Source organism: Chryseobacterium pennipullorum (genome assembly GCF_003384725.1).
GTDB classification, from domain to species: domain Bacteria; phylum Bacteroidota; class Bacteroidia; order Flavobacteriales; family Weeksellaceae; genus Chryseobacterium; species Chryseobacterium pennipullorum.
This window is the reverse complement of record NZ_QNVV01000020.1, coordinates 11,659-27,659: the sequence shown is the minus strand read 5'-3', so window position 1 is coordinate 27,659 and position 16,001 is coordinate 11,659. Positions and strand designations below refer to the sequence as shown.

Below are 16,001 nucleotides of genomic sequence, written 5' to 3'. Positions count from 1 at the left end.
CGCTGCTGGAGCTTTTTCTGGATATGACATTCTGTTTCAAGAAAATTGGTATTGATTTTTTCATGCTGCTATTGCCACCAGACAGATCACCTATGATTTCCAGGCTATCACCTTCTGTTTTCTATTTCAGCTATTTTCCGGCCTTCATCGCCCAGATAATGGACCACCAGCTTCTCATAGACTTTATACCCGTCATCCACATTGGTAAAGATCAGAATGCCTTTCCCGGATTTGGGTAAAACGATAGCAATACACCGCGTCCCCAGGTCTGCACCGCCATGCGATAAAGCGTACTCACCCTTTCCAAGGTCTGCAATTTCAAAACCTAAACCAAAATACTTATCTTCTTTGATATTCACCTGTTTTTTTGTCATTTCCTGGAAGAGATCCGGAGTAAGCCCCTCTCCTTTCATGACCGCAACCATAAAATTTCCGTAATCGGCAATGGTGGTATGCAGATCATCCGCTGCGTTGGCCGTTTTGTTTTTTTCAGTGGGATATGATTTCCCTTCTGTGCTGTATCCTACTGCAAATCTGGATTCGTCCATATCATTATCCCATACATACTGAGTATCCTTCATATCGTAGGGCTGAAAGATCAGCTCACGGGCAAGTTCATCCAGCCGCTTACCGAATTTCTTTTCCAAAGCTTTCCTCAGGTATTCGAAACCCTCTCCTGAGTATTGATACTTTGTACCGGGATCAAACTGAAAATTCAGCTTTTTATCAGCATTTTGCCATCTCCAGTTAGGAAAACCTGTCTGGTGACTCAGAATAGATCTGGTGGTAAGCTTTTTATGTCTTGGATCACGGGCAATATCAGGATCTGTCCAATACCGGTCAAGAGATTCATCAATCTTCCATTTCCCCTGGCTGATCATGCGTAGTGCCACCATTGCGGTAACAGGTTTGGTAAGGGATGCTACATTAAAATAAGTATTGTATGGTGCCGGAACACCCTTCTTTATGGTTCCAAACACCTTTATCTGTTTGAGTTCATTGTCTTCAATAATTCCAAGGCCAAGCGTTGGAATACCATTTTCTTTCAGCCATATTTCCATTTCCTGATCGTTATCAAATACCGTTTCATGAGGAGGAGTTTGCTGGGCATGGTGGTTAAAACTTAGTGACCTGGTCAGTTTCCATTCACTGTGTTCTAATGTCCAGACATTGCTGAATTTGGCAAAACCTACTAATTTTTCGGGCAGGCTTCCTTCCTTTTCATAAAAAAGATGGTCTCCGTTCTGAATAACGGCATATATCTTTTCATCTTTATACATCGGATGGATTTCCATGCTTTTACCGATAAGCAGTCTTCTGTATTTAAAGCTTCCGGGAGCTTTACACAAGCCGTTCTTAAAATCGTCCATGAATTTTTTCTTATCGGAAATACCGTCTTTATCATGGTAAAATTCCAAATGGTCACTTAATACCCCATCCACCTGTTTCACATTACAGGTATTGAAGCCAACCGAAAAAAGAAGGCTGTCTTTTGCCATAATGATTTTGTAAAGTGGGTCTGTTGTTTTGATCTGTGCAGGAATAAAACTGGAAAGCAGCATACAAAAAGAAAGCATGCCCTGAATATATTTTGTCATCTTTAAACTTTTGACAAAGATTATATTTTCCGGCGTTTTTTATTTGAAAACGAACCCGACAAAAACCCGACAATATACTGACAACACTTATATCATATTGAAATTCAGTGAGAAATAAAGTTTCTTCTTCCGGTCTATTTCTGATGCGTTACGCAGGATAATGAATACATTAGACAGAACAATTAGAATGATCAGAACAAGGGTAAACTGTCGCCCCAGCTTTAAAAAGATCCCGATCATAAAAACAATAGGAGCCATTACCGTCCACAACATCTGTACAGAAATAATCTGTCTGCACAGATCGTTTCTCTGTTTCATCCTGAACATCAGCATAAGTGGTACAAGAATATTAAGCGGTGGCAGGAGAACAAACAGCAGCGATGAAAGGTTGATCATTTTGATGTAAGAATCATTAACAGGAATTTCCGCTTCTTTTACTTCTTCTTTGCCATCTGCCAGGGCTTCTTCCGGATCGGGAATTACAGAGGTATTCTGCAATAAAGATTCATCAATCTCCAACGCCTGCGCCAGTGCTCTCAACGTATGCCCTTTAGGCTCTGTACCGGATTCTATACGCTGAATGGTTCTGACCGAAATTTTTGATTGCTCCGAAAGTTCTTCCTGCGTAAGATTTTTCTGCTCTCTTATGGCTTTTAGCTTAGACATGACTGCGAAATTCTTGAAAATATTTTGTTAATTACCGGCCACTAATGTACATCTTTTTATACGATCACAAAAAGCAGTTTTTTAAAGAAGACCTTCCTGATAAAGCAGATCAGACGAGTTTATAGTCTTCAATAAAAAGGCATTCCACGATCATTCTTAGGAGCTTTATGTAATGCTCTGACTTTACCAACTGTCATATTATAAAAAACTAAGAATAATAAATGTAATTTTATCTGTCACAAAGCAATTGCAATACAACTGTATCATATTCAGTATCAAAACAGTAAACACCTAAACCAATCTATTTATGGAAAATACCTCAACCTCCAAAGCAGAGATCAGGAAGAATGTAGCCACGTATCTGATTCTGACGCTTCTTTTCTGCTTGCCAGTCTATTATATGTGCATCCGCACCGGAAAGCTGGGTGGCGGGATCATCTCTTATGCCACCATTGTGATGTGGTGTCCGGCTATTGCAGCACTCCTTACGTGTCGGCTGAGACATATTCCCATTTCTTCGCTGGGCTGGAAATGGGGACTTACGAAATACCAGATTCTTGCGTATTGTGTTCCCCTGCTTTACTCTTTCATTCCTTATCTGATCATTTGGATCAGTGGAGCAGGTGGTTTTTACAATCAGGAGTTTGTCGTTGAAATTTCCAATGGGATGGGCTGGGATCTTCCCGATGGGCTGGTCATTCCCCTTTATATTGTGCTTATGAGCAGTTTTGGGATGGTACGCTCTGTAGGTTCTGCATTGGGTGAGGAGATCGGCTGGCGCGGCTTTCTTACCCCCCAGCTTGCCAGGATGAATTCTTATACTTCAACCTCTCTGTGGATGGGAGCCATCTGGTCTCTCTATCATTATCCATTGCTACTCTTTTCCAATTATAACACCGGCGGCCCAAAATGGCTCGCCCTTATCTGTTTTACCGTCATGATATTTGCTTCCTGCTTTATCTTTACCTGGCTGCGGTTAAAATCCGGAAGCCTTTGGACAGCAGCCATTATGCACGCCAGCCACAACCTCTTTATCCAGTCTATTTTTACACCACTTACAGCAGATACGGGAAACACCAATTATTACATTGATGAATTCGGGGTTGCCCTGCCTATCGCTACTGTTATAGTTGCCTATTTTTTCTGGCGGAAAAGAAAGGAATTACCAGCACAAACTAGTGGATATGCATTAACTTCTGTGGCCGACCGTTCACCATCATAAACCTGCAGCTCCATGGGAGCAGCTCATACATAGCATTTAGTATCTACATCCGATTCCTGGATGTAGCTATTCCCTAATTTTCAGCTTCCAAAACCATACTTTTCTTCAACAACAGCCTTTATTTCAGCAAAACCCTGCAAAAAAATAAAAAACGCATACGTCATTCATTATTATGACCGCTTCCCCCTCAGTTCATGATTGGGAGAATTCCCCTATTTTTTAAAATTCAGTTTTTTCCCTTAGCGTTGATTTATTCAGATTCTTGAAATTTGTATCAGACAAAAGAGGAAACTCAGTCACATGTTCGGATTACCGGACCTTCTTAAAGAGCCGGTATGAGAAAAGCCTTTGAAAGGAGCATGAACATTAAAACAATAATAACCATTTAAACAAAGTATATGTCAGATAAAGTAAACAGTCAGACTACAGATGCGGTAACGCAGACGAATGTGACGGTGCTTGGAGAATCTCCCGCCCAGGCCATGAGTATGCTATATCAGATGGCAAGCCACGCCAGTGGAATTTCCATCCAGAATTCGGTAACCAATCAACAGAACCTGAACCAGTTAAATCCTGTCATTGTTGCTGATGCCATTAAAATATTAAAAGGATAATCCTAAAAATGAAAGAATATGGATACAGCCCAAAATACAGATGTGCAGGCCAGCACTCCGGCAGAGGAGTCGGTAGTTTTTGTCAACAGTGAAGTACTAGCACCACCGACGGCGACCCCTATGACCGGTGCCTCAAAGATCATGACAGACCAGGCCACCGGCATGATGATGCAGGATCTTCAATCTTTCCTGAAGGGTTTTGAGCAGCTGGGTTTAATTGCTGTGAGCAGATTGGCCAATAACATGCTGACCTATGGAAAATATCATCACGACCCCAATGCCACTGGCAAAGACCAATCCTCTGACGATGACGTTCAGGATGTCGGAAAAGGAAATGAAGTCATCAAAGATCTGTTTAAAATCATCAGTGATTATGCAGAAGTGAAAACAAAAATATCTTCCCTTATTCCACCACCGGCAACGGCAGTCATCAACAATACGGCATCTTCTGTTCCGGCAGCATCAACAGGTCTTCAAGAAGAAGATCCCACAAAAAAAAAATCCCTGACCCCGGAGCCTGAAGAGGATACAACCGAAGAATCGGCTGCCCATGAACCTGAATTGCCCACGGGAGAAAGTAAAGCTCCTGAAGCTAAGAAAAATCTGATCTCTAAACTATTTGATACACTTAAAATTAATACGATATGAATTATTCAAATGACAGCAAACCTGCTCAAATACTCAATTTACGAACTTTAGAAGAATTGAATGAATGTTTTTTTCTCAAAAGGGACAGTGACACCGCTTATTTCAGTTTAAAAAAACCGGAAAATAATGTCAACCGGGTGGTATTCAGCCTGCAAACATCTGATATTAATGTCACCCCGACAATACGGCTGGTAAATTGCGTCAACAAAAACAAAAAATACCCCTTATACCAGTCATTTGCAATAGAAACAAAAGATAAGTCTACAGGGATTGCCATTCTCATGCTCAAGCTGGATGATCAGAAAACATTCTACTGCAATGTGAGGATCCTTCCCCTCAACACCTTGGATGATGTTGCAGATAGGGAAGCTGACTCCCCTCTTCTTACTGTAAATCTTGAAAAAGCCAACTATCTTTTAAAAACAGATATCACGATCAATCCATCCAACACAGGAGAAGCTATGTATTCCACCCACGAGGTAGACGTGAATGCGATCTCAGATCTCATCTCGGCAGCAGAAATGACAGAATTGAAAAGAGAACTGGAATTTCAGGGTGCACAACTCATCGCCCACTATTGCCAGGAGATTCTTGAGATTATCATCAATGAAAATGCTGCCACCAGCAATACACTGCCGCTGCTATCTGAAGATTACGTCCTGCAGCTGCCGCTTGATTCACTGAAAGAACTGCTTTCCGCCAATGTTATTTCAGGAAACATTATGCTTGAAATCGTAGGGAGTAACGTGGTCCGCGATGTGAATAAAGACTGGACAGGAGCAAGTGCTTTTATCAGTTATCTTCTCTAGCAGATGCAAAACCATCCCACCCTCAACAATAAAAATAAAATCATGGATACAACCGATGAACAAAACCTTCCTGATACCGGGGAACCGACTTCTTCTTCCGATACGGATCAACAGAATGTAGCTCCTTTGTCCGATATTCTTTCCCGTGAGGATGAAATCATTCAATACATTAAGGATAAAGCCACCAAGGAGACGCTTAAATCTTTGGCTCCCCTGCTGGAAAAGCTGGAAGAAGCCGTAAAGCAGCAGCAACAGGAAAATCTCCCACAAAACCCAGCCATACCTGTTATCAACTATGACGAGCAGCTGAAAAACCTCCAGGAAATTTCCCAGGAAAAAATGAAAGCAAAAGAGATGAAAGTTGCCGAACGATTAGGCAAATTACAGGCAAAACTGGCCAACATTCGTAAATGATCACGATAACCTCAAAAACTCAATATTTATGGAAACCAATCAAAATGAAACCACCAGTACAGGTGTTGTCGCAATGTCATCCACAGTACCTTCCGCTATTTCTATGCAAGTGAATGCTCATTCTGTCGGCATCATGTATGAGCAGACCATACTGAATCAGCAAAAAGACTTTCAGATCAGCACAGGCAATGCCGTGGTCGGGCTGAAGAAGCTGGCAGAGAAAAAATTAAGATACAAAGAAACAGTCGCCCTGAGAAAAAGCAGGTTTGATATTTTATAATACAAAACGATCAGTACACTATACGGATGCGGTTCTACTCTGACCTTCAGGAACAGTCTTCATACACGGTTTTTTTAGTCACATTTTTTTCGCTTTTCCTCTTACGCCTGAAGAAATAGCCATCGAAAGCATTCATAAGCCTCACATAAATAATGCCGGTCTATTTCCGGTACAACCGCATCCTTTTTTTGAAATATACGATCATCAATACTTAACAAATTCATTTATTAACCGAGATCTGATCTCACCAAAAACTAAAAATTATGTCACAAACAGTCAACCAGCAAATCACCGATGCTGTAACACAATCTAACGTAAAGGTAGTAGGAGAAGCTCCGGCAATGGCCTTAGGAAATGTCTATCAGTCTGCTGCCCACTCCACAGGAATTATGTTTGAAAATGCAGTGAATGCACAAAACCAGCAGAACATCCTGGGTCAGGCAGCCACCACACAGGGAATCATGCAGATTTACAGCATGGATACCGTGTCAGATGCTATTTCTATCGCTAAAATGCTAAGCGCTTCTTAACAGAAATACATCCATCAACAAAATGACCGGAAGGTCCGGTCACCTATTCATCAAATCATAAAAAATTAAAATCATGGCACAAACAGTCAACGAACAAATCACAGATGCAGTGACCCAATCCAATGTAAAAGTTGTTGCAGAAGCTCCGGCAATCGCTTTAGGAAATGTCTATCAATCCGCAGCCCACTCCACAGGAATTATGTTTGAAAATGCAGTAAATGCACAAAATCAACAGAACATCCTGGGCCAGGCAGCCACTACACAGGGTGTGATGCAGATCTACAGCATCGATACGGTAGCAGACGCCATCTCCATTGCAAAAATGTTGAGCGCTTCTTAACAGATGTTACCACAGAACAAGATTACAGTCGGGTAATCATTACCCGATTGTTTTTTTAACCAATCAATGACCTTTAATACAAATAAAAAACTAAAAAATCATGGCACAAACAGTTAACGAACAAATTACGGATGCCGTAACCCAGTCTAATGTAAAAGTGGTGGGAGAAGCTCCGGCAATGGCTTTAGGAAATGTCTATCAATCTGCAGCTCATTCTACAGGAATTATGTTTGAAAATGCAGTGAATGCACAGAATCAGCAGAACATTTTAGGACAGGCAGCCACCACCCAGGGAATCATGCAGATCTATAGTATTGATACGATTGCTGACGCTATTTCTATTTCTAAAATGCTGGGAGCATCCTAATTCGAATCAGTGTTGTTTACTGAAAAATAAAAAGCAACACCTTATTCAATATAAGTACTAACGGGAACAATCTCAAAAAAAATTAAAATCATGGCACAAACAGTTAACCAACAAATCACAGATGCAGTGACACAAGCTAACGTAAAGGTAGTAGCGGAGTCACCGGCAATGGCTCTGGGGAATGTGTATCAATCCGCAGCCCATTCTACAGGAATTATGTTTGAAAATTCTGTCAACGCACAGAATCAGCAAAATATTTTAGGACAGGCAGCCACCACTCAGGGTGTGATGCAGATCTACAGCATCGATACGGTATCCGACGCGATCGCCATTGCCAAGATGCTTAGCGCTTCTTAATATTTTTTTACATTTTTTAAATAGGGAGAATGCATCTGGATTCTCCCTGTTTTTTCTGTCAGATTTACAAATTCTTTCATTTATAAAAAATACTATATGTTTCGTCAAATCGCTTCAAAAAATTCTGTCTTTATGACTTTGCAAAGAGTGACACCTAGATATGCCCCCATAATGAGAAGCTTTTCTACGGGAGACAAGCTACCTCAAAACAATGAGAAAAGCACTCAGCCTAATCGCTTTCCGGATCAGAATAATAAAAAGCTAATTGATTCCATTCCAAAGAAAGATCAGTTTTTCCTTCCCGAACCTAAGGCTTCTTACCTAAAAATTACGGATCAAACCCAATTGGAATATTCACAAAAAAAGCTATTCAACAGCCTGTTGCAAGATCTATTGCATATTATTTTACACTATATCATTCACGATAAGGAAGAAGAAAGAGGTTTCATAGTCGCCCGATGGATTCGCCATATATGGATGCTAATGGATTGTAAAATTGATGCTGAAGAACACTCATACGAATTTACTTTATTGGTAGGTAACGTAACAGAAATAATCACAGAAAAGAATGTTTTTGATTTTTTTACTAAAGAAGAAAGTGTAGGGGCTACTGTTCCATTAGCGCTCAAAGGAAAAGACAATGTATTTTTTGCAAGCAGGGAGCACGAGGGAATTGCCAATGCTTTTATACTGGGAAAGGTGAAAACAGAAAATTTTTCAGAATCGTTTACCATTGTCAATACCACCCAAAGCGGTCATCTATTGCATAATCCTTTTAACCCGGGTACCGTTACCATCACAATTTTCAGAAAAGATGATAAAATCTATGTTAAAGTCAAAGGAGAAGGAATAGGAAATTTTGCTACATTAAATAATATATTGGGAAAATTAGTTTTCCAACATTTAATAGAACATGGAATCAATAAATTTTTAAGAAAAAATAAGTTCTACAAATAACTTATTTATCAAACAAAACAATCTCAGCCGCATCCACAATACCATTCTGAACGGCATAAATAACCAGCCCGGCCATATTTTTCACACTGATTTTGATCATCAGATTTGTCTTGTGGGTTTCTACCGTTTTGGGAGATATGAAAAGGCTTTCCGCAATTTCTCTGGTGCTTTGCTGCTGACAGATCAGCCGTATGATATCCACTTCCCGCTCTGTAAGGTCATCTTTTGAATAGGCATGAAACTGAGGAAGCTTATTAGACAGCTGACCTCTCATCACATCAACCTGCTCATTGGAGAAGTAATGGCCCTTAAGATGAACAGCATGAATAACTTCAGACAATTCATCTAGTTCAATTTCTTTGGGTAAAAAGGCATGAACTCCCATTTTCAGCATATGCCCCATAAACGAACGTCTGTAAAAACTTGAAAGCACAATGACTTTAATCTCATTTTGAAGAGCGGATAAACCAGACAAAACCTCCAGTCCGTCTCCATCGCTCATTCTTAAATCCAGGATGAGGACATCCAGAGGGATACGAGCTTCCTGAAGATAAGCATTTCCGCTTTTTGCAGTGAGTACCACCTCATAGCGCGCATCATTTTCAAGATAGTTTTTTAAAAGCTGCACAAAGAGCAAATCATCGTCCACTATTCCGATCTTTATTTTCATAGAATTTGTTTTTATTTTTGTTTTAATATTAAAAAAACAACGCACCGGGTTCCATTACCGGGCTTGGTTTTAAATTTATATAGAGCATTGATCTTCCTGCTTCGCGACTGTATATTTTTCAGCCCGATTCCTTTATGATTTTTTCCGGAAGGAAAACCGCGGCCATTATCCTGCACAATAAGGCTGAGGTACTGTACGGAAACTCTCAGAAGCACGGTGATCTTCGTAGCAGAGGCATGTTTCAGAATATTGGTAATCAACTCCTGTACAATGCGGAAGAGGTTCAGCTTAATCGTACTGTTGACTGTAATGTTCTGCTCCGTATGATTGAAATAGAGCACCTCAACTTCTTTACTGATCTGGACCAGATAATCGGCAATAACGTCAGCCAGCTCTATTCCGTTAAGATCCGGAGGAGTAAGATTGTGAGAAAGCTCCCGGATCAGCTGCATTGATCTTTTTAAGTCAGAATTTAATTCCTTAACATTTCTGTCATTAATGTTTAAACGGATCATATTCAACTCAGAAATAATATTGTCATGGAGTTCTTCCGCAAGCCTCTCTCTGTCTTTTTCCTGTAAATAATGTATGTTTTCCCAACATTCAGTCTGCGTACTCCGAACCAGCTGTATCATTTTTCTTTTATTCTTCCTGACCTGCTCAAAATGATGAATCACCAATACAATAATAAAGGCTGTGCTTAAGAATAGGATGCCAATTCCTATCCATATCCATGATACTATCGTACTTTCATTGTCCGGGTATGCCATCCAAGATTAATAAAAGAAATGTAAAAAGAAAGCAGCAGAACTCCTCTGAAAAGCCAGATAGGGGCTACCCACTCCAGATAGTTATTGATCAGAAAATTAAACGTTGTAGAAATCAGGCATTCAACCGAAAAAAATAAAAATACCAGGATATTGGTGACAAACAATGTATTCCGGGTATTTCCTTTTTTTATCATATACAGGAAATAATAGGCCGCAAAGCTACTCACAATAATGCTGGTGATGATATTGGAATAAAAAGTAGCTGACTGAATGTTTTGCATATACACAATGTTGAATACCAGTGACAGAACGGCAAAAATACCAATAAGCACTTTTAATGATCTTCCTATTGAAAAAAAATACCGGTCATAGATCGCTGTGATCATGAGGATACCAAAAAACTGGCTGAGCGGGTAATTATAAATATTGATGGTATGCAGATCCAGAAGACGGTCTATATAATCGGATAATTCCAACAGCAGCTCTCCGAAAAGAAATACCAGCAGTACGATCTTTGATTTTGCATCGTTCATGACCAAGACAATCAGCCCGGTAAGCAGGGTTAGATTGATAACAAGTTGCAGATAAAATGACAGGGTGTTATAGGTAAGCATCACTTTTGAGTAAAAGTTCATATCCGCGGGGATAATTGGTAAATGGCGGTCTTGGTGTAGAATAATCTTCAGCAAACTGGCTCATCTGCCCTATCCCTAGATCTTTTACGGTGATCACCTCTATATGATAATCTGAGATAGGTGTATTTTGAAGCATGGTATTCGTCAGCCCCAAAAAGCAGACGCACGATTCTCCTTCCTTCAGACCCAATTTACTGTAATCACTAAACGGAATTCTCACCAGCTGAAAAAAGTTTCCTTTCTTTTGAGCATCAATCCAGTCACTGCAATACATATTGAACATGAAGTTCCTGCTGATTGCAGATTCTGAGCTGATAGGAGGATAGGAAGTGACAACCGGTGTTTTTTCTATCTCGGCGTCCGGAGACTGATGCGAAAATTCTTTTACAGAGATATGATCAAATTCCGAATGTTCATCGCTATATGAATCTATGAGAAAAAATTTCAGCTGATCTTCATCTATCCCTACATAGGCGTGGATAGCCTTGTCTTTATCATCTGTATGTTGCAGATGTTTCGTCCATTCTCTGATCTCGGACTCATCAACCGAAAAGTGAGTTCCCTGGTTCAGAAATTTCATGATTTCACTCTTACTTTCTCCATTTCCGTTCATGTAAGCATCAATCAAAGCTTTCCAGTTTCGAAGGGCACGGTAAATGTTTTCAATAGGCATGGCATTAGTCATAGGTAATAGTAAATGTTTTATTTGTTGAAATTTACAAAAAAAAGCCTTTACATTTGTTTTTATATCACGATTAGGTGGGTATTGAATATAATATGACAAGAACAATCCCAAGGATATTTTTTCGTAAACTTGTACCCTATCAATATTCTGTTACACATGATTCCATTTCATGAACTTTTATTTTTTATTCTTGCTGCCCTGATTCTGGTCGTGAGTCCTGGACCCAATATGATCTACCTGATCTCGAAATCCATAACGCAGGGGAAAAGATCCGGATTTGTTTCGCTGACAGGCGTGATCTGTGGTTTTTTGTTTCATATCGTGATGGTCTCTTTTGGCTTAACAGCTATATTACTGGCTGTTCCCTTTGCCTACACCGTTCTTAAAGTAACCGGAACTGTTTATCTCTTGTATCTGGCATACAAAGCCATTCGCCCTGCTGGCAAGACTATTTTTGAAGTGGATGGAGACAAGACTCACGACAGTCCGAAAAAGCTTTTCACTGTGGGTTTCCTTACCAATGTACTCAATCCGAAGGTTGCTGTTTTCTATGTCTCATTTTTCCCTCAGTTCATTAAACCTGAGTATGGATCCGTCCTCACTCAAAGCTTCCAATTAGGACTTATCCAGGTACTGATCAGCTTCAGCATCAATCTGGTGATTGTTTTGACAGCAGCAAAAGTAGCGGTATTCTTTTCGGACCATCCTATGTGGGTGAAAATACAGAAGTGGTTTATGGCAAGCGTGCTTACGTACCTGGCTTTAAAAATGGCTTTTTCAAAGGCAAAATAACAGAAAATCTTTACTTTGACATGGCAGATATGTTGTAGCTTTGTAGAACCGGTTTCAATACAATGAAGACAATTCCTACCTACGATTTGAGTGATATATCCAAGCATCGTTTCCATGTAAAGAAAATGGATACCCGTATCCGGAACACGGAAGATATGCTCATGGATAAAGGAATTCACCGTGATAATCACTACATTTTCACATGTATGGAAAGCGGCCATGTCAGGATGATGGTGGACTTCAACACTATTGAAGCACAGAACTCCGGTATTTTCTGCATTTTGCCGGGACAGGTACATCAGGGACTTCTGATGAAAGAGGTAAATGGATGGTTTGTAGCCGTAAAAGCTGATCTGGTACCGGAGACTGTCCGTTCGGTTTTTGAAGAATCTCTGGAGGAAATACGTCCGTTAGCAGTGGATAAAAGCTCTGTTGCAACCATCAACAAGGCAGCTGCCCTGCTCCACAAATCCTATACTGATGAGATGCTGGCCTCCAAAGAAGGGTTTCTGGTCGTTCAGTCTTTGCTACATGCTTTTATCGGAATGTTTGCTGTTTTATATTCTCAGGAAAATAATTCCCAGGCGGCCTATGACAGCCGTTCTGTACAGCTGGTCCGGGCATTCAGGATTATGGTAAGAAAAGAACACAAAACCATGAAAAGTCCATCAGAATATGCTGAAGCGCTTACGATTTCGAGGGGGTACCTTACAGAAGTCATCCGTGAAGTGACCGGCCAACCGGCCCAACACTGGATTCAACAGGAAATACTGATTGAAGCCAAACGGTTACTTGCGTTTACCCACCTTACCGTAAAAGAAATTGCTTATGTATTAGGATATAATGACCACGCCTACTTTAGCCGCTTATTCTCCAAACTGGAAGGCCAGTCTCCGTCTGAATTCAGAAACAGCAATAAAAGCATGTAATATAAGCACATATTTTCTAAAGAGTACAACATCAGATTCTTCAATTCACCTTAGACTTAAATGATACCAATATTGGAGGTACTCTGTTCCCCAAATTTTGATATCGCTACCTCTCTTCTGCATCTAAACCACGAATTGTCCAACCAATTCCTTGAAACAGCTATCGGTAAATTCCAATTTTGAAGCTTCCTTTGCAATAAAAAATAACATATGCCCAGCTTACCAAAATGGATCAATGATACTGTAGAAAATGTCTGGTCCTCAAAATTTAAAGACTGTACAGTCACCCATATACAACAGATTACGGATGATCTTCTTCTTATCCGCTTTGCCACAGACCTTTGGGATGTTCCGTATGAACCTGCCTATGCCATAGGAATAAGAATTAATGACCGGGATTTCCGGAATTATTCCCCATTTGATTTTAATAGGGAAGCCGGTACTTTTGATATTCTATTTCACCTGCATGATCCTGCAGCAGCAGGACATCATTTTACAACCGGTCTGTCCAAAGGAGATGTTGTAAAAATCCTGATGCCCAGAGGTAAACGATTCTTTGATCCCAACGCCAAAATCCATTTTTCCATAGGCGATGAGACCTCATTGGGCAGTTCCCTTTCCATTAAAACAGCGGTAGAGGAAATGAACCGTTCATTTATATGTCTTCATGAAATGGAAGATCCCTCAGCGTTGGAAAAACTGAACCTGTATGGCTATCATAGTCCTAAAAACAATACGATGAGAATTATAGAAGCTCTTAATGATTTTCTGGTAGAAGAAAAGCAAATGATATACAATGATGATGCTATCTTTTATCTTACAGGCAATGGTGACCGGATGTCCCTCCTAAGAAAATTTCTCAAATCCAAAGGAGTTTCACCCAGATGCATCAGATCACAGGCCTATTGGATAAAGGGGAAAAAAGGATTGTAAAAAAGTGAACGGACTAAAGTCCGTTCCTATTGAATATTGGAATTGCGAACAAGTAGAACTTTCAAATCCGGGCGATCCATTATCACTTTTTTGCTTCCGTCTAGTCTTCAAATTCAAAGGCAAAAAGTATAGACAGGAGCCCATCTATTTTTGTCTCTGTCCCAGTTTCTCTACCTTTTTGAGCCACTGCGAACGCTGCTTATCCTTTGAATTCCTGATCATCCCCAAATAAGTCACCTGTACCGGCTTCACACCACAGAATTCCAAGGTCGATTTCTTCAGCTGATTGACGCTGGGCCTTCCATACATAAGGCGGTAGTACCAGCCGGGCTGATCCAGAGTCGTGATAATATGTCCTGTTTTTCCTTTTAGCAATTTGTCCCACCACACAGAATTTTCACGGTATTTATATGCCATTCCCGGCAAAAACAACCGGTCTATAAAACCTTTCATCAGGGCAGGAATTCCACCCCACCATACCGGATGTACCCATACCAGATGGTCTGCCCACTGTATGATTTCCCAGGCTTTCAGCAGATCGGGCTCCAGCTCCATTCTTTTTTGATAGCCAAACTGCAGGTTGGGATTAAAAACCAGATCCCTTATTATGATTTCTCTTACTTCGGCTCCTGTTTCTTCGGCTCCGTTTCTGTAAACTTCGGCAACGCCGAAATTAAAAGAGTCTCTATGAGGATGACCGTTGATAATGGCTATTTTTTTCATGAGGTATGGATATTGATGGTTTCATAGGCACTGAGCTGCGCCAATAGTGACAGAGGATGATGCAGCTGATGGCTGAAATACACGGTATGTTCATGAGAATTCCTCAGGAGTTCTTCAGTGTGGAGAACGGCTGATAAAGCAGTAAGCTCTGCCTGCCCTTTACTGCTCCGCAGACTTAACTTTCTGAAGCCGGACTGGCCCTTTACCAAGATTTCAAAAACGGACTGATCACCGTTTCCACTGGAACCGAAAATCATTTTTCTTTCTTTAAGAGATAAAATATTAAAAATCCTTACATACTGAAAAGCACCCAGCAGCCAGGTAATAAATTTCGAATTGTAGGTCATTTTCACATTTACATTGGGAACTCTTTCAATCCGGTTGATAATATACAGATCCGGGACATCAAAATGATAGGCTCTCCTTTTGCCTATTCCAAAAGAAAAATCAAACGTTTCAGCGTTTAGAAAATGCCTGATGGGAACGGCCTGATTATTCTTATAATGATGAAAAGGAACGGCAACATTTTCTGCCATAAAATGGGCTGAACTCTCTCCTGCAAGATCTTTCACAGAATAATAGACAAACAGCCTAACGTCCTGAATATCATCGGTATTGTGCGCCACCGCATTCACCAACGCGGGTACAATTCCACCCATCCATCCGGAACTGAAGACAATTCTGCTGTTTATTTCAGATTGTACCGCAAAGTCATAAGCTTTTACCAGATCAGGAGTAGGTTTTGTAATATCCAGGTAGTCAATTCCATTCTCGATGGCAAACCGTAAAACATGGTCCGACTTATCATTTACAGAAAGAATGATGAATTGTATTTTTTTATCGGAAATAACCTGAAAAGTTGAGGGATCGGTAACATCAATCCTGAGATCGTTATCTGTTTTCCCACCCTTTCTTCCACCGGTAAAAACGGTAAGGTTCGGGTTTCTGGATTTTAGTATGCGGGTAATGGTTTTCCCCACCAATCCGTTTCCTCCAATAATCAAAATCGTATATTCCATATCTTTTTTTAGCAAAAATATGGCGCTCCTCTTCCAGAGAACA

General features: G+C 40.4%; 22 protein-coding genes. 14 read left to right on the top strand and 8 right to left on the bottom strand.

Annotated features, from left to right (window positions below; translation table 11 throughout):
- Positions 1 to 107 precede the first annotated feature (107 nt).
- Both DRF67_RS17860 and DRF67_RS17855 read right to left on the bottom strand, forming a co-directional pair.
- On the bottom strand, positions 108 to 1,598 hold the full coding sequence (locus tag DRF67_RS17860) for a serine hydrolase domain-containing protein (RefSeq protein WP_115929663.1): 1,491 nt from the start codon (positions 1,596 to 1,598) through the stop codon (positions 108 to 110).
- An 87-nt stretch (positions 1,599 to 1,685) separates the two neighbouring features.
- Positions 1,686 to 2,264 (bottom strand): helix-turn-helix domain-containing protein, encoded by a 579-nt coding sequence (locus DRF67_RS17855; protein ID WP_115929662.1) that lies wholly within the window; start codon positions 2,262 to 2,264, stop codon positions 1,686 to 1,688.
- Positions 2,265 to 2,571: 307 nt separating this feature from the next.
- Between DRF67_RS17855 and DRF67_RS17850 the strand changes: the two genes are divergently transcribed.
- The 11 genes from DRF67_RS17850 (at position 2,572) to DRF67_RS17800 (ending at position 8,802) form a co-directional block, all read left to right on the top strand.
- On the top strand, positions 2,572 to 3,486 hold the full coding sequence (locus DRF67_RS17850) for a CPBP family intramembrane glutamic endopeptidase (RefSeq protein WP_115929661.1): 915 nt from the start codon (positions 2,572 to 2,574) through the stop codon (positions 3,484 to 3,486).
- A gap of 398 nt (positions 3,487 to 3,884) precedes the next feature.
- Positions 3,885 to 4,100 (top strand): RebB family R body protein, encoded by a 216-nt coding sequence (locus DRF67_RS17845; RefSeq protein WP_115929660.1) that lies wholly within the window; start codon positions 3,885 to 3,887, stop codon positions 4,098 to 4,100.
- 18 nt (positions 4,101 to 4,118) lie between these two features.
- Positions 4,119 to 4,748, top strand: a complete 630-nt coding sequence (locus DRF67_RS17840) for a hypothetical protein (protein WP_115929659.1) — start codon at positions 4,119 to 4,121, stop codon at positions 4,746 to 4,748.
- Positions 4,745 to 5,557, top strand: coding sequence for a hypothetical protein (locus DRF67_RS17835; protein ID WP_115929658.1), 813 nt, complete (start codon positions 4,745 to 4,747; stop codon positions 5,555 to 5,557). Before DRF67_RS17840 ends, DRF67_RS17835 begins: the two co-directional genes overlap by 4 nt.
- A gap of 42 nt (positions 5,558 to 5,599) precedes the next feature.
- Positions 5,600 to 5,971, top strand: coding sequence for a hypothetical protein (locus DRF67_RS17830; protein WP_123912774.1), 372 nt, complete (start codon positions 5,600 to 5,602; stop codon positions 5,969 to 5,971).
- A 28-nt stretch (positions 5,972 to 5,999) separates the two neighbouring features.
- On the top strand, positions 6,000 to 6,251 hold the full coding sequence (locus DRF67_RS17825) for a hypothetical protein (RefSeq protein ID WP_115929656.1): 252 nt from the start codon (positions 6,000 to 6,002) through the stop codon (positions 6,249 to 6,251).
- A gap of 263 nt (positions 6,252 to 6,514) precedes the next feature.
- Positions 6,515 to 6,781, top strand: a complete 267-nt coding sequence (locus tag DRF67_RS17820) for a RebB family R body protein (RefSeq protein WP_115929655.1) — start codon at positions 6,515 to 6,517, stop codon at positions 6,779 to 6,781.
- A 73-nt stretch (positions 6,782 to 6,854) separates the two neighbouring features.
- The gene (locus tag DRF67_RS17815) at positions 6,855 to 7,121 is read left to right on the top strand and encodes a RebB family R body protein (protein WP_054509886.1); all 267 of its coding nucleotides are present in this window, start codon (positions 6,855 to 6,857) and stop codon (positions 7,119 to 7,121) included.
- A gap of 100 nt (positions 7,122 to 7,221) precedes the next feature.
- Positions 7,222 to 7,488 carry a RebB family R body protein gene (locus DRF67_RS17810; protein WP_115929654.1) on the top strand — a complete coding sequence of 89 codons (267 nt, stop codon included), beginning with the start codon at positions 7,222 to 7,224 and terminating at the stop codon, positions 7,486 to 7,488.
- 90 nt (positions 7,489 to 7,578) lie between these two features.
- A complete protein-coding gene (locus DRF67_RS17805) occupies positions 7,579 to 7,845 on the top strand; it encodes a RebB family R body protein (RefSeq protein WP_115929653.1) in 267 nt (88 codons plus the stop codon).
- Between the two features lie 96 nt (positions 7,846 to 7,941).
- A complete protein-coding gene (locus tag DRF67_RS17800; RefSeq protein ID WP_123912773.1) occupies positions 7,942 to 8,802 on the top strand; it encodes a hypothetical protein in 861 nt (286 codons plus the stop codon).
- Position 8,803: 1 nt separating this feature from the next.
- Here DRF67_RS17800 and DRF67_RS17795 read toward each other — a convergent pair whose 3' ends face one another.
- Genes DRF67_RS17795 through DRF67_RS17780 form a run of 4 tightly spaced genes read right to left on the bottom strand, consistent with a single transcriptional unit; the run spans position 8,804 to position 11,562 of the window.
- On the bottom strand, positions 8,804 to 9,472 hold the full coding sequence (locus DRF67_RS17795; protein WP_115929651.1) for a response regulator transcription factor: 669 nt from the start codon (positions 9,470 to 9,472) through the stop codon (positions 8,804 to 8,806).
- An 11-nt stretch (positions 9,473 to 9,483) separates the two neighbouring features.
- A complete protein-coding gene (locus DRF67_RS17790) occupies positions 9,484 to 10,242 on the bottom strand; it encodes a sensor histidine kinase (RefSeq protein ID WP_115929650.1) in 759 nt (252 codons plus the stop codon).
- On the bottom strand, positions 10,212 to 10,877 hold the full coding sequence (locus DRF67_RS17785; protein WP_115929649.1) for a hypothetical protein: 666 nt from the start codon (positions 10,875 to 10,877) through the stop codon (positions 10,212 to 10,214). Before DRF67_RS17785 ends, DRF67_RS17790 begins: the two co-directional genes overlap by 31 nt.
- Entirely contained in the window at positions 10,843 to 11,562 is a 720-nt protein-coding gene (locus DRF67_RS17780) for a hypothetical protein (protein WP_115929648.1), read from the bottom strand. Before DRF67_RS17780 ends, DRF67_RS17785 begins: the two co-directional genes overlap by 35 nt.
- Before the next feature lie 156 nt (positions 11,563 to 11,718).
- On the opposite strand from DRF67_RS17780, the gene DRF67_RS17775 reads away from it, so the two are divergent.
- From DRF67_RS17775 to DRF67_RS17765, 3 genes are all read left to right on the top strand, one after another.
- Positions 11,719 to 12,354: a LysE family translocator gene (locus tag DRF67_RS17775; RefSeq protein ID WP_115929647.1), complete on the top strand. Its 636-nt coding sequence runs from the start codon at positions 11,719 to 11,721 to the stop codon at positions 12,352 to 12,354.
- A 62-nt stretch (positions 12,355 to 12,416) separates the two neighbouring features.
- Positions 12,417 to 13,283 (top strand): helix-turn-helix domain-containing protein, encoded by an 867-nt coding sequence (locus DRF67_RS17770; protein ID WP_115929646.1) that lies wholly within the window; start codon positions 12,417 to 12,419, stop codon positions 13,281 to 13,283.
- A 210-nt stretch (positions 13,284 to 13,493) separates the two neighbouring features.
- On the top strand, positions 13,494 to 14,216 hold the full coding sequence (locus DRF67_RS17765; protein ID WP_115929645.1) for a siderophore-interacting protein: 723 nt from the start codon (positions 13,494 to 13,496) through the stop codon (positions 14,214 to 14,216).
- 144 nt (positions 14,217 to 14,360) lie between these two features.
- Here the strand turns inward: DRF67_RS17765 and DRF67_RS17760 are convergent, their stop codons facing one another.
- Together DRF67_RS17760 and DRF67_RS17755 are read right to left on the bottom strand one after the other, a co-directional pair.
- Positions 14,361 to 14,939 (bottom strand): NAD(P)H-dependent oxidoreductase, encoded by a 579-nt coding sequence (locus tag DRF67_RS17760; RefSeq protein ID WP_115929644.1) that lies wholly within the window; start codon positions 14,937 to 14,939, stop codon positions 14,361 to 14,363.
- Entirely contained in the window at positions 14,936 to 15,958 is a 1,023-nt protein-coding gene (locus DRF67_RS17755) for a saccharopine dehydrogenase family protein (RefSeq protein ID WP_115929643.1), read from the bottom strand. The genes DRF67_RS17760 and DRF67_RS17755 overlap by 4 nt, the downstream gene beginning before the upstream one ends.
- Positions 15,959 to 16,001: the final 43 nt, after the last annotated feature.

Excerpts from the sequence above, each read along its gene's own strand:
- DRF67_RS17860 (WP_115929663.1), bottom strand. The coding sequence starts at position 1,598 with ATGACAAAATATATTCAGGGCATGCTTTCTTTTTGTATGCTGCTTTCC.
- DRF67_RS17855 (WP_115929662.1), bottom strand. The coding sequence starts at position 2,264 with ATGTCTAAGCTAAAAGCCATAAGAGAGCAGAAAAATCTTACGCAGGAA.
- DRF67_RS17850 (WP_115929661.1), top strand. The coding sequence starts at position 2,572 with ATGGAAAATACCTCAACCTCCAAAGCAGAGATCAGGAAGAATGTAGCC.
- DRF67_RS17845 (WP_115929660.1), top strand. The coding sequence starts at position 3,885 with ATGTCAGATAAAGTAAACAGTCAGACTACAGATGCGGTAACGCAGACG.
- DRF67_RS17840 (WP_115929659.1), top strand. The coding sequence starts at position 4,119 with ATGGATACAGCCCAAAATACAGATGTGCAGGCCAGCACTCCGGCAGAG.
- DRF67_RS17835 (WP_115929658.1), top strand. The coding sequence starts at position 4,745 with ATGAATTATTCAAATGACAGCAAACCTGCTCAAATACTCAATTTACGA.
- DRF67_RS17830 (WP_123912774.1), top strand. The coding sequence starts at position 5,600 with ATGGATACAACCGATGAACAAAACCTTCCTGATACCGGGGAACCGACT.
- DRF67_RS17825 (WP_115929656.1), top strand. The coding sequence starts at position 6,000 with ATGGAAACCAATCAAAATGAAACCACCAGTACAGGTGTTGTCGCAATG.
- DRF67_RS17820 (WP_115929655.1), top strand. The coding sequence starts at position 6,515 with ATGTCACAAACAGTCAACCAGCAAATCACCGATGCTGTAACACAATCT.
- DRF67_RS17815 (WP_054509886.1), top strand. The coding sequence starts at position 6,855 with ATGGCACAAACAGTCAACGAACAAATCACAGATGCAGTGACCCAATCC.
- DRF67_RS17810 (WP_115929654.1), top strand. The coding sequence starts at position 7,222 with ATGGCACAAACAGTTAACGAACAAATTACGGATGCCGTAACCCAGTCT.
- DRF67_RS17805 (WP_115929653.1), top strand. The coding sequence starts at position 7,579 with ATGGCACAAACAGTTAACCAACAAATCACAGATGCAGTGACACAAGCT.
- DRF67_RS17800 (WP_123912773.1), top strand. The coding sequence starts at position 7,942 with ATGTTTCGTCAAATCGCTTCAAAAAATTCTGTCTTTATGACTTTGCAA.
- DRF67_RS17795 (WP_115929651.1), bottom strand. The coding sequence starts at position 9,472 with ATGAAAATAAAGATCGGAATAGTGGACGATGATTTGCTCTTTGTGCAG.
- DRF67_RS17790 (WP_115929650.1), bottom strand. The coding sequence starts at position 10,242 with ATGGCATACCCGGACAATGAAAGTACGATAGTATCATGGATATGGATA.
- DRF67_RS17785 (WP_115929649.1), bottom strand. The coding sequence starts at position 10,877 with ATGAACTTTTACTCAAAAGTGATGCTTACCTATAACACCCTGTCATTT.
- DRF67_RS17780 (WP_115929648.1), bottom strand. The coding sequence starts at position 11,562 with ATGACTAATGCCATGCCTATTGAAAACATTTACCGTGCCCTTCGAAAC.
- DRF67_RS17775 (WP_115929647.1), top strand. The coding sequence starts at position 11,719 with ATGATTCCATTTCATGAACTTTTATTTTTTATTCTTGCTGCCCTGATT.
- DRF67_RS17770 (WP_115929646.1), top strand. The coding sequence starts at position 12,417 with ATGAAGACAATTCCTACCTACGATTTGAGTGATATATCCAAGCATCGT.
- DRF67_RS17765 (WP_115929645.1), top strand. The coding sequence starts at position 13,494 with ATGCCCAGCTTACCAAAATGGATCAATGATACTGTAGAAAATGTCTGG.
- DRF67_RS17760 (WP_115929644.1), bottom strand. The coding sequence starts at position 14,939 with ATGAAAAAAATAGCCATTATCAACGGTCATCCTCATAGAGACTCTTTT.
- DRF67_RS17755 (WP_115929643.1), bottom strand. The coding sequence starts at position 15,958 with ATGGAATATACGATTTTGATTATTGGAGGAAACGGATTGGTGGGGAAA.